The 11,437-nt window shown below is 62.8% G+C and carries 11 protein-coding genes and 1 riboswitch; of the genes, 10 read left to right on the plus strand and 1 reads right to left on the minus strand.

Annotated elements, in window-relative coordinates; genetic code table 11:
* Positions 1-7: 7 nt before the first annotated feature.
* The 4 genes from pnuC (at position 8) to F0P96_RS06940 (ending at position 2,617) form a co-directional block, all read left to right on the plus strand.
* Entirely contained in the window at positions 8-670 is a 663-nt protein-coding gene (gene pnuC, locus F0P96_RS06925) for a nicotinamide riboside transporter PnuC (protein ID WP_160620368.1), read from the plus strand.
* Entirely contained in the window at positions 670-1,242 is a 573-nt protein-coding gene (locus F0P96_RS06930) for an AAA family ATPase (RefSeq protein ID WP_151078109.1), read from the plus strand. The genes pnuC and F0P96_RS06930 overlap by 1 nt, the downstream gene beginning before the upstream one ends.
* 45 nt (positions 1,243-1,287) lie before the next feature.
* Complete coding sequence (locus tag F0P96_RS06935; protein ID WP_151078110.1) at positions 1,288-2,169, plus strand: aldose 1-epimerase family protein; 882 nt, start codon at positions 1,288-1,290, stop codon at positions 2,167-2,169.
* Positions 2,170-2,239: 70 nt separating this feature from the next.
* Complete coding sequence (locus F0P96_RS06940) at positions 2,240-2,617, plus strand: GNAT family N-acetyltransferase (RefSeq protein WP_338074386.1); 378 nt, start codon at positions 2,240-2,242, stop codon at positions 2,615-2,617.
* 12 nt (positions 2,618-2,629) lie between these two features.
* Here F0P96_RS06940 and F0P96_RS06945 read toward each other — a convergent pair whose 3' ends face one another.
* On the minus strand, positions 2,630-2,869 hold the full coding sequence (locus F0P96_RS06945; RefSeq protein WP_151078112.1) for a hypothetical protein: 240 nt from the start codon (positions 2,867-2,869) through the stop codon (positions 2,630-2,632).
* A gap of 205 nt (positions 2,870-3,074) precedes the next feature.
* Positions 3,075-3,185: riboswitch (TPP riboswitch) on the plus strand.
* A 58-nt stretch (positions 3,186-3,243) separates the two neighbouring features.
* On the opposite strand from F0P96_RS06945, the gene F0P96_RS06950 reads away from it, so the two are divergent.
* The 6 genes from F0P96_RS06950 (at position 3,244) to F0P96_RS06975 (ending at position 11,352) form a co-directional block, all read left to right on the plus strand.
* A complete protein-coding gene (locus tag F0P96_RS06950; RefSeq protein WP_235917411.1) occupies positions 3,244-5,757 on the plus strand; it encodes a TonB-dependent receptor in 2,514 nt (837 codons plus the stop codon).
* A gap of 161 nt (positions 5,758-5,918) precedes the next feature.
* On the plus strand, positions 5,919-6,722 hold the full coding sequence (locus tag F0P96_RS06955; protein ID WP_151078113.1) for a DUF2490 domain-containing protein: 804 nt from the start codon (positions 5,919-5,921) through the stop codon (positions 6,720-6,722).
* A 96-nt stretch (positions 6,723-6,818) separates the two neighbouring features.
* Positions 6,819-8,297, plus strand: coding sequence for an IMP dehydrogenase (gene guaB, locus F0P96_RS06960; RefSeq protein ID WP_151078114.1), 1,479 nt, complete (start codon positions 6,819-6,821; stop codon positions 8,295-8,297).
* A 183-nt stretch (positions 8,298-8,480) separates the two neighbouring features.
* Positions 8,481-10,568, plus strand: coding sequence for a GAF domain-containing SpoIIE family protein phosphatase (locus F0P96_RS06965; RefSeq protein WP_151078115.1), 2,088 nt, complete (start codon positions 8,481-8,483; stop codon positions 10,566-10,568).
* Between the two features lie 14 nt (positions 10,569-10,582).
* Positions 10,583-10,912: an STAS domain-containing protein gene (locus F0P96_RS06970; protein ID WP_151078116.1), complete on the plus strand. Its 330-nt coding sequence runs from the start codon at positions 10,583-10,585 to the stop codon at positions 10,910-10,912.
* A 29-nt stretch (positions 10,913-10,941) separates the two neighbouring features.
* A complete protein-coding gene (locus tag F0P96_RS06975) occupies positions 10,942-11,352 on the plus strand; it encodes an ATP-binding protein (protein ID WP_151078117.1) in 411 nt (136 codons plus the stop codon).
* Positions 11,353-11,437: the final 85 nt, after the last annotated feature.

Raw genomic sequence — 11,437 nt, forward strand, 5'->3', positions numbered from 1 at the left:
TTGCGCGTTGTCCACCCCCTTCAGTCTCCTCACTCTCCTGCTTTCTTCGTGGTTTGACCTCTGGACGGCGGCGGCTGGCAACAGCCCCGTCGAATGGGTGGCCGTACTCACGGGGCTGGCCTGTGTGTGGCTGGCAGCGCGCAACACCGTCTGGAATTTCCCGGTGGCCATCGTCAGCTGCCTGATTTACGTGCTGGTGTACCACCGCGTGCAGCTCTACTCCGACCGCAACCTGCAGCTGGTGTTTGTGTTGATGAGCGTGTACGGCTGGTACCAATGGCTGCGCGGCGGCCCCCAACACGCCGAGCTGCCCATTAGCCGCACGCGTCCCGCCGAATGGCTCTGGCTGACGGCTGGCGTAGCGGCATACACCAGCGGCTTCGGCTACTACCTGCAGCACTACACCGACGCGGCCTTCCCCTACGTCGACAGCTTCACCACCGGCCTGAGTTTGGCCGCTCAGTACCAACTGGTGCGCAAGCGACTGGAAAACTGGCTGGTGTGGCTGCTTGCCGACGCTATCTACGTACCCATGCTCTGGCTCAAGGGCTTGGCGCCCACCTCGGGTTTGTATTTCGTGTACCTGATTCTGGCGGCCTACGGGTACTGGGAATGGCGCCGCACGATGCGCAGCCAAACGGTTTCACCCCTTTCCACCCTTGCCCGCTGATGCTGCGTATTGCCTTGACCGGCCCCGAATCGACGGGCAAAACCACCCTGAGCCGGCAGCTAGCCGAGCAATACCACACGGTGTGGGCCGCCGAATACGCCCGCGAATACCTCGAAAGCCGCAACCTGGGCAGCCACTACACCTTGGCCGACCTCGAAATAATAGCCCGCGGGCAGCTGGCGGCCGAGGAAGCTGCCGTAGCCCAAGCCGAAGCCGCGGGCCTGCCCGTGGTGTTTTGCGACACCGAGCTGCTGGTGATTAAAGTGTGGGCCGAGCACGCCTTTGGCGCCTGCCCCGAGTGGATTTTGAACGAGATTGAGCACCGCCACTACGACTTGGTGCTGCTGCTGGGCGTGGATATTCCGTGGGAACCGGACCCCTTGCGCGAGCATCCGCAGCTGCGCCAGCATTTCTACGAGCTGTACCGCAGCGAATTGGACAGCCGCTTGTCCAACTTCGCCGAAATCAGCGGCGACGCTTGCCGCCGGCTGGAACAGGCCCGCTTTCTGGTCGACGAACTGCTGCTCAGCCACGGCTTTGTGCCGCCTCAGCCCGCCGCGCTGGAATCGTAGCCCCAGGCTGCCGCACATCGGCCCGGAGTGCGTTATTTGCGGGCTATGACCTATTTCCTCGAAAACGACCGGTGCCGGGTAGGCATAAACCAGCACGGGGCCGAGCTCAGCAGCTTCGTCCGCAAAGACTTGGGCGGCCTCGAATACCTCTGGCAAGCCGATGCCGCGGTGTGGGCCCGCCACGCGCCGGTGCTGTTCCCCATCGTCGGCCGCCTGCCCGAGGACACCTACTACCACAACGGCCAGGCGTACCGCCTGCCGCAGCACGGTTTCGCCCGCGACCGGGAATTTGCGCTGGTTCAGCAGTCGGCCGACCACCTGGTGTTTCGCCTCACCGACGACGAGGCTAGCCACGCCGCGTACCCGTTTGCCTTTGAGCTGGACATCAGCTACCACTTGGTTGACAGTACGCTGCACGTGGGTTGGCGCGTGCACAACCCCAGCGCGGCGCAGGAGTTGCTGTTCAGCATTGGCGCGCATCCGGCTTTCCGCTGCCCGCTGCTGCCGGACGAGCAGTTCGAGGACTACGCCTTCCGCGTCGACCACCCCGTGCAGTTCGACCAGTACCTGCTGGCCGGCGGCTTGCTCACGGGCGAAACCGAACCCGTATTTTCCGGGCCGGCCACGGAACTGCCACTGACCTACCCGCTATTCGAGCGCGACGCCTTGGTGCTGAAACACTACGATTTCACCCAGATTACGCTCGCCAGCGCCCGTTCGCCGCGGGCAGTGCGCATGAAGTTCGAGGGCTTTCCGTACCTCGGCCTCTGGACGAAAGGCGCAGGCGCCCCTTTTGTATGCATCGAGCCCTGGCACGGCGTGGCCAGCTCGGTTGGTGCGCCCAGTGAGTTGCGTGATAAGGAAGGTATTCTGACGCTGGCGCCCGGCCGTGCGTTTGAGGCCAGCTACAGCATCAGCGCCGAATAAGGACATGCCGGCTTCTGCCTTCGACATTCGCCGCATTTCGGCGGAGCAAACCTATGCCTTACGCCACGCGGTGCTTTGGCCCGACAAGCCGCTGGATTATGTGCGGGTGGAAAACGACGCGGCCGGTTTCCATTTCGGCGCCTTGCGTGGCGAAGAGTTGGTAGCCGTCATTTCGCTGTTTGTAACCGGGCACGAAGCCCGCTTCCGCAAGTTTGCCACCCGGCCCGACTGTCAGCACCGAGGCATCGGCTCAGCCTTGCTGCGGCACACGTTCGCTGAAGCGCTGATGCGCGGTGCCACCCATATATGGTGCGATGCGCGGCAGGAGGCGGCCGGTTTTTACTACCGTTTTGGCATGCGGCAGACCGGGGAGCCTTTTTTCAAAGGTGCGGTTCCGTACGTGCGCATGCGGGCAACACTCGATTTTAGTGCTGTCGGCTGCGTTTGAGAAGCTTCTGGTTTACTGCAAGGCCGGCTCGGTGGGGCGTACTGGGCGCCGCCGGTTGTAGTCAGGCTCCCAGTCGTTGATGGGGCGCGAAATGCCCGGCGGCAGGTCCAGGTCGGGGAGGCCGTCGTCGAGCGGTTCGCCGCCGTCATCGTCGTTGTCGGCGGAAGGCGGGCGGGAGTATTTGCGGCGCGGCATCACCATGAAGTAGGCCAGGATGGTGAGAACCACGAGTGTGTATACAAGGCTAATCATGGCGCAATCAGGCTTGGGTGGCGGGGCAGACTCCCTCCCCGTATAGGCGCTAACGAAGCAGGCCGGGCCGTGGTTTTGCTTCGCGGCGGCTTTTTTTGCCCGCCCACCCGGCCTCGTCATCGGCTTGACTATCAAGTTAGAAAGCATTTGCCCGAGAAGCAAATAGCCCGGGCTTGCGCCTTTGCCGCGTCGCGCTCTACCTTTGCCCCGCGTTTAGGGGTGCTCCACCGCTATAGAGGCGGCGCGGGGCTGAGATTATACCCATTGAACCTGATTCGGCTAATACCGGCGAAGGGAACAAACGGTACGCGAACGAGAAAGCCGCAGCTCCGACCCCTGGGGCGCGGATTCGTTCCACCTTTTCATTTTTCACCTTGTTCAAATTTCACTCCCTGCCCGGGGCGGCCTTTCTGCTGCTGCTCGGGCACGCGGCATGGGCACAAGGCCCCGTGTCCGGCACCATCACCGATGGCCGCAATGGCCAGGCGCTGCCTGGCGCCACCATCACCCTCGACGGTGCCCCGGCCGGCGTCGCCGATGCCAGTGGCGCCTTCAGCCTGCCGGCTGTGCCGGCCGGCGCGCACGAGCTGCGCGTCACGTTTATCGGCTACCAGGCCAGCACCCGCCGCGTGCTGGGGCAGGCCGCGCCGCAACAGGTGGGCGTAGCGCTGCCGCCGGCCGATGTGCTGACCGGCGAAGCGGTGGTAACGGCCACCCGCGCCAACGAGCGGACCGCCACCGCCTACACCAACCTGAGCCGCGAAGAGCTGCAGAAGCGCAACTTCGGTCAAGACATTCCCTACCTGCTCGACCAGACGCCTTCGGTGGTCGTCAGCTCCGATGCCGGCGCGGGGGTGGGCTACACCGGCATCCGCATCCGGGGGGTAGATGTGACGGGCATCAACGTGACCATCAACGGCGTGCCGCTCAACGATGCGGAGTCGCACGGGGCGTTTTTCGTGAATACGCCGGACCTAGCTTCGTCGATTCAGGACATACAGGTACAGCGCGGCGTGGGCACCAGCACCAACGGCGGCGCGGCTTTTGGCGCCAGCCTGAACATTCGCACGCTGAGCGTAAACCGCGACCCGTACGCCGAAACCCAGAACACCTACGGCTCCTTCAACACTTGGCGCAACACGGTGTCGTTCGGCTCGGGCTTGGTGGGCGGCAAGTACACCTTCGACGGCCGCCTCTCACGCATCAGTTCCGATGGCTACATCGACCGGGCTTCGTCGGACTTGAAGTCGTACTACTTCGCGGCGGGCTACCAGCAGAAAAACACCATGCTGAAGTTCGTGACCTTTTCGGGCCGCGAGAAAACCTACCAGGCCTGGGACGGCGCACCGGAAGCCCTGGTAAACGGCGACGCGGCCGCCCTGGAGAAATACATTGCCTTCAACTACATCGAAGGAGCCGACGCCGAGAACCTGCGCAGAGCCGGCCGCCGCTACAACGTATACACCTACGACAACCAGGTGGACAATTACCAGCAAAACCACTACCAACTGCACTTCTCGCAGGGGCTGGGCCAGAGCTGGAACTTGGGCGTGGCCTTGCACCTCACGCGCGGCTTTGGCTACTACGAGCAGTTCCGGGCCGATAACAAGCTGGCCAACTACGGGCTGCCGCCCGTGGTGGTGGGCACAGCTCCGAACACCGTCACCATCAGCCGCACCGACCTCATTCGGCGCAAGTGGCTCGACAACTACTTCTACGGCGCTACCTACGCCCTTAACTACCAGCCCCACGGCGACGACCGGCTGAGCGCCACGCTCGGCGGCGGCTGGAACCGCTACGCCGGCGACCATTACGGCGAGGTTATCTGGGCCCGCTACGCGTCTACGTCCAGCATCCGGCAGCGCTACTACTTCAACGAGGCCGAGAAAACCGATTTCAACGTTTTCGCCAAGGCTACCTACCAAGTTGCCCCCCGCGTGGGCTTGTTTGCCGACTTGCAATTGCGCACCATCGATTACCAAATCAAGGGCGTTGATGATGACAAGCGCGACGTGACCACCCGCGCCAGCTACACCTTCTTCAACCCCAAGGCCGGCCTCACCTTCACCGTAGCCGATGGGCAGCAGCTTTACAGCAGCTTTGCCGTGGGCCACCGCGAACCGGTGCGCTCCGACTTTACCGACCGCCCTGCCGACGACCGGGCCCGCGCCGAACGCCTGCACGACGTGGAGGCCGGCTACCGATTCCGGTTTGCGCGGCCCGTGGCGGGACTATCGGCCGTGCGCGGCGAGGTGAACTACTTCTACATGAACTACCGCAACCAGCTGGTGGCCACCGGGCAGCTCAACGACGTGGGTACCGCTCTGCGCACCAATATCCCGAGCAGCTACCGCACCGGCGTGGAACTGACGGTCGCCGCCGTGCTGGGTGCCGAGCGCCTGAGCTTGAACAGCACACTTACGCTCAGCCGCAACCGCCTGCGCCGTTTCCAGGAAACCATCTACGTGTACGACCAAGACTACAACGTGCTGGAAACGCAACTGGTAGAGCGCAGCAATTCCGCCATTTCCTACTCGCCATCGGTAGTGTCGGCCACCACGGCCGAAACGCAAGTGCTGAAAGGCCTGCGCGTGGCGCTGCTCTACAAAACCGTGAGCCGCCAGTACCTCGACAACTCAGCCAGCGCCGCCCGCAGCCTGAAGCCCTACCAGGTAGCCGACCTGCGCCTGCGCTACTCCGTGCAGCCGTCGTTTGTGCGCGAACTGGAGTTTAGCGTGCTAGTGGGCAACCTCTTCAACCAGCGCTATGCGGCGGCCGGCTATACCTACGGCGGCCTTTACCAGCTGGGCGAAGAGCGGCTGGTATTCAACTTCCTCTCGCCGCAGGCCACACGCAATTTCCTGGCGACGGTGGGCATCAAGTTCTAAGTGCCGGGTTCGTTTTCCGCCAGCGCAGCCCCGATGCCGCCCGGTGTCGGGGCTGTTGCGTGCTATCCGGCGGCATTAAAAGGGTCTTAAATCGACGCACGGCGTAACAATTCGGTAACAAGGCACGGTAGCTTTGCACACGCTTACCCATTGCCCTTTTGATGCGCCACCTGTCTGCCCGTTTTGTTGCCGTTCTTCTTTTTGGGTTTCTGTGTTTTACCGCAGCATCCGTTTTTGCCCAAACGCCCCTGCCCGCGGGCCGTGTGGCCGACCACAACCACCACGTGTGGCTGGTGTACAACGGCGACTTTCAACTGGTGAAACGCTGGGGCGTGCACACCGAAGCGCAGTGGCGCCGCGCCAACTGGATCAGCGACCCGCAACAGAACTTCGTGCGCGCCGGCATCAACTACCACGCCACCGATAACCTGCTGCTTACCGCCGGCTACGCCTTCGCCGACACGCACCCCTACGGCGACTACCCGGCGGCTTCGGCTTTTCCCGAGCACCGCCTGTACCAGCAAGTACTGCTGAAAGACAACGACGGATGGCTGCAACTGCAACACCGCTACCGGCTGGAGCAGCGCTGGGTGCGCTTTGCGGGCCAGGATATCTACACCTACCTCAACCGGGTACGCTACCAGTTGCGGCTGGCAGCCCCGTTGGTAGGCGCCAAAATAACGCCCCGCACGCCCTATGTGGTGGCATCCGATGAGTTGTTTGTCAACTTCGGCCAGAACGTAACCAACAACTTCTTCGACCAGAACCGGCTGTATGGCGCGTTTGGCTACGTGGTGAAGAAAGGCGTGAGCGTGGAGGCGGGCTACATGCACCAGTTGGTGCAGCAGCGCAATGGCCGTGTGTTCGAGCACAACCACACCATGCAACTGGGCCTGACGCTGAACCTGGATTTCCGGCGCACACCCGTGACGCCCGCCGAAGCCGCTCCGGGCGCGTCGCAGTAAGGTTAAGCGAATGTAAAGCCAGCCCCTACAGGCTTGCCAACCAATAAATCATCCTACCTTTACCCGGCAAAAGGTCCCACTTCTTTTCCTTTTGCCATGGCTGCCGACTCTGTCGCCAAAATTGCCTTCGAGGCCCTGACCTACGACGACGTACTGCTGCTGCCGGCGTACTCCGAGGTATTGCCCCGCGACGCGGACACCAGCACCCGCCTCACCCGCCGCATCCGGCTCAACATTCCCTTCGTTTCGGCCGCCATGGATACGGTGACCGAGTACGAGCTGGCTATTGCGCTGGCGCAGGAAGGCGGCATCGGCATCATCCACAAAAACATGAGCATCAAGGCGCAGGCCGAGCAGGTCCGGCGCGTGAAACGCTCGGAAAGCGGCATGGTGCTCGACCCCATTACGCTGGGCGAAGGCGCTACGCTGGCCGACGCGCAACACCTGATGCGCAAAAACAAGATTGGTGGCATTCCCATCGTCGACGGAGAGCGGCGCTTGCAAGGCATCCTGACCTCGCGCGACCTGCGCTTCGAGAAGGATCTGACGCGCTCCGTCACCACGGTAATGACGCCCGGCGCCCGCCTCATCACCGCCCAAGCCGGTACCGATTTAGCCCGCGCCGAGGAAATCCTGCACGAAAGCAAAGTTGAGAAGCTGCCGGTGGTCGACGCCGACGGCCGCCTTGCCGGCCTCATCACCTACCGCGACATTCGCAAGCGCCGCTCCCGCCCCCGCGCCTGCAAAGACGAGCTGGGCCGGCTGCGCGTGGGGGCTGCCGTGGGCGTAACGCCCGACACGCTGGAGCGCGTAGCGGCTCTGGTGGAAGCCGGCGTCGACGTAGTGAGCATCGACACCGCCCACGGCCACTCCAAAGGCGTGCTCGACATGGTACGCACCGTGAAGCAGCGCTTCCCCAACCTGGAGCTGATAGCCGGTAACGTGGCCACCGCCGCCGGCGCCCGCGCCCTAGCCGATGCCGGGGCCGACGCCGTGAAAGTGGGCGTGGGCCCGGGCTCCATTTGCACCACCCGCATCATTGCCGGCATTGGCGTGCCGCAGCTCTCGGCCGTGCTGGAAGCCGTGCGCGGCCTCGAAGGCACCGACGTGCCCGTTATTGCCGACGGCGGCGTGAAATTCTCCGGCGACGCCGTGAAGGCCCTGGCCGGTGGCGCGGGCTCGGTCATGATTGGCTCGTTGCTGGCCGGCACCGAAGAGGCACCCGGCGACATCATCATCTACGAAGGCCGCAAGTACAAAACCTACCGCGGCATGGGCTCGGTAGAAGCCATGGAAGACGGCTCGAAAGACCGGTATTTCCAAGATGCCGAGGACGACGTGAAGAAACTGGTGCCCGAGGGCATTGTAGGCCGCGTGCCCTTCAAAGGCGGCGTAGCCGAAGTGCTCTACCAACTGGTAGGCGGCCTGCGTGCCGGCATGGGCTACGTAGGCGCCGCCGACATGACGGCCCTGCACCAGGCTCAAATGGTGCGCATTACGGGCGCCGGCCTGCGCGAGTCGCACCCCCACGACGTGCAGATTACGCGGGAAGCACCCAACTACAGCAGCCGCTAGCTAAACCAGCAGCGCAGCATTTGCGTTAGGCAACACCGCCGCCGTTCGGAACCGAGCGGCGGCGGTGTTTCTACAAGCGGCCCGCCTGAGTAGGCGTTTTCTGTGGCGGCTTGTATCTTCGGGCTTCGGCACGCCTGCTTTCTACGCGGCTCCGCCGTACAACATCCGCTGCTTTTTCGCTGCATGACCCCCTTCCCCCGGAAGCTTAACTCGGCATTGTTACCCGGCGCCGCCCTGTGCTGGCTGGCCATGCTGGTCGGGGCGGTCTTGCGCGCCAGTCCGGAGTTGGCCCAGCAGTGGGGCACGGTACCCGACGGGGCTTTGCTCGGCGCGCACGCCGGCATGACTCTGTTCTTGTTTCTGCACGAACGCAACCACCTCTCGCGCCTCCGCGGTACCGAGTTTGTGGCCCTGCTGCGGCGGCTGATGATGGGTGCCGGGTTACTGGCAGCGGCCGGCGCCGTGGTGCATTTCGCCGCGCAGGCGCTGGGCCTCATCCCCGTAGCCAGTAATACGGTGCCGCTCAACGTGCTTTACGTGGTCAACATCGGCGTTACCACGTTTTTCCTGGCCCGGGCCTACAATACCTGGCGGTCCTTGGTTTTTTTCCGCGCTACGCACACCACGCGCCAGCGCTGGTATTGGTTTGAATTGCTGCTGGGTATTGCGTTGGTTCTGCGCTTGTTCATTCCCGGCAATGCGCTGGTCTACCTCGCGGTGCCGCTGCTGGGGCTGGCCATCTTGGGCGTTTACCTCGGCTCACACCAGCAGTGGGTGGCCTACATCAGCCGCAAGCACCGCTGGGCCGCTGTGGGCCTGCAGCTGATGGCGCTGGTCGTATGCGTGCTGCTGATGGTGTATTTCCTCTCCACGCAGCAAGACACCACTTTGGTAGCGCCGTTCGGCCAACGTGCGTTCCTGTTGCTGATGACCGCTTTTTCCGCGTTCTACTCGTTCGTCGGCCTGATGGTCACATTCGTGACGCTGCCCACCGCTACCGTCTTTGAGCAGAAGCGCGAGGAAATTCTCAGCATGCAACGCCTGGCCCAGTTCATTCAGAAAGGCCAGAGCGAGCAGGAGGTGTACTCGCTGCTCTTCGATTCGGCGGTGCAAACCGTGGATGCCGACGCGGCCTGGCTCGACCTCCACGAAGCCACGGCAAACCCCGCCCTGTCGCACCGCATCGACGCGACGACCAGCCGCCGCATCTGCGACTTGCTCACCGATTACAACATCGGGCATATCGATTACCTCAACAACGACCTGCCCAACAGCGCCGGCTTCCGCGCCCTCAACCTGCCCTACGGGTCGTTAATTGTCATGCCGTTGCGCACCAGTCAGTCGCACGTGGGCACGCTGTATCTGCTCAAGCACAACACCCAGGGCTTTGACCGCGAAAACCTGGGGCTGCTGCAAACCTTCACGGGCCAAACGGTGGTGCGCATCGAAAACCTGCGCCTGATGGAGGAGTCGCTGCACAACGAGCTGGTGAAGGAAGAGCTGAAAATTGCCAGCCTGGTGCAGGAAAGCCTCATTCCGAAGGTGCTGCCAGCCGACAGCTGGTTTGAGATTCGCTGGCACAGCCAAGCGGCGCGCGAGGTGGGCGGCGACTTCTACGACTTTCTGCAGCTGAGCGCCTCGCGCATTGCCATCATCATCGGCGACGTATCGGGCAAGGGCACTACGGCGGCCTTCCACGTAGCGCAGCTGAAGGGCATTTTTCACACGCTGATGCTCCTCGATCAGCCCGAGAAAGGCCAGCCCCTGCAGCCCAGCAAGTTCATGACCATGGCCAACCAGGCCCTGAGTCATTGCCTGGAGCGCAGTTCGTTCATCACGGCCTCGTTCTACATCATCGACTACAAAGAACGCGGCTTTGCCTTTGCGCGGGCCGGCCACTGCCACACGCTCTACTACAATGCCGTGACGGAGGAAACGTTCTACTTCCAGACGGCGGGGCTGGGCCTGGGCATCCTGCGCGATGCTTCCTACGAGAAGCGCATCAAGAACATGTACTACGACTACAACCCCGGCGACGTGATGGTGATGTACACCGACGGGATTGTGGAAGCGCGCGACGTGAACGGCGAAGAATACGGCGAAGACCGCCTGCGCGAGCTGCTGGGCCGCACGTTCTACCTCGACGCCGAAGAAATCAAGCAGGCCATCGTCGACGACGTGGAGCAGTTCAGCCACGGCCTGCCCCCGCACGACGACCAAACCCTGCTCATTGTCAAATTCAAGAGCACCCAACCCGAGGTGCTGGCCTGACGTAGAGAGATGCTATGAAAATTGTACAGAACGCAGACTCCAACACCCTCACGCTCGGCCTCGACGGCGAGCTTGACGCCAGCTCGTCGGTATTGCTTGACGCCGAGCTTACCCAGCCCGATATCCTGCGCCACCAGAAGGTCATGATTGACTGCCAAAAGCTCAATTATATCTCGTCGGCTGGTTTGGGCGTGTTTATTTCGCACCTGCAGCGCTTTCAGGACGCGGGGGTGAAACTCGTGTTTTTCAACATGCAGGAGAAGGTCCACAACGTATTCGAAATCCTCGGTCTCGACTCGCTCATGACCATCGTGCCCACCCAGCAGGAAGCCGCCGCCCTGTAATTTTCCCTGCCGCACGCCCCACACCACCCATGAACCACTCCCTTCGCGTCAGCTGCAGCCGCCAGAACCTGAAAGTGGTGCGCGACTTTGTGGGGGAATTTCTCGCCGAGTACGGGCTGTCGGCCATTCTCCAGAACCAGATCATCCTGGCCGTCGACGAAATCGTGGCCAACCTCATCATCCATTCCAACCACGAAGACGAGAGCAAATTCCTCGACATTCGGCTGGCGGTGGAAAACAACGAGTTTCGGTTTGAGGCCGAAGACGGCGGTGCCTCGTTTTCGCCCTCCGGCTACCAAGACCCCGACATGGAGGAGCACATCCGCCAGGCCAAGAAGGGCGGCGTGGGCATTGCCCTGGTCAACCGCATTATGGACCACGTGGAATACTCCAGCGTGGGCACGCGCAACTTTTGCCGCCTTACCAAGCGTTTGGGCTGAGCTAGGCCTTCGGCAGGCGCCGAAATTTGCGTAACATTGCGACTAGCAGCCGTCCGCGGCCGGTCCCGCCGGCTTGACGGACGGC

It is taken from the genome of Hymenobacter busanensis (assembly GCF_008727865.1).
Lineage (GTDB): Bacteria > Bacteroidota > Bacteroidia > Cytophagales > Hymenobacteraceae > Solirubrum > Solirubrum busanense.

Coding starts and splice junctions, on each gene's coding strand:
- F0P96_RS06930 (WP_151078109.1), top strand. CDS start 670: ATGCTGCGTATTGCCTTGACCGGCCCCGAATCGACGGGCAAAACCACC.
- F0P96_RS06935 (WP_151078110.1), top strand. CDS start 1,288: ATGACCTATTTCCTCGAAAACGACCGGTGCCGGGTAGGCATAAACCAG.
- F0P96_RS06945 (WP_151078112.1), bottom strand. CDS start 2,869: ATGATTAGCCTTGTATACACACTCGTGGTTCTCACCATCCTGGCCTAC.
- F0P96_RS06955 (WP_151078113.1), top strand. CDS start 5,919: ATGCGCCACCTGTCTGCCCGTTTTGTTGCCGTTCTTCTTTTTGGGTTT.
- guaB (WP_151078114.1), top strand. CDS start 6,819: ATGGCTGCCGACTCTGTCGCCAAAATTGCCTTCGAGGCCCTGACCTAC.
- F0P96_RS06965 (WP_151078115.1), top strand. CDS start 8,481: ATGACCCCCTTCCCCCGGAAGCTTAACTCGGCATTGTTACCCGGCGCC.
- F0P96_RS06970 (WP_151078116.1), top strand. CDS start 10,583: ATGAAAATTGTACAGAACGCAGACTCCAACACCCTCACGCTCGGCCTC.
- F0P96_RS06975 (WP_151078117.1), top strand. CDS start 10,942: ATGAACCACTCCCTTCGCGTCAGCTGCAGCCGCCAGAACCTGAAAGTG.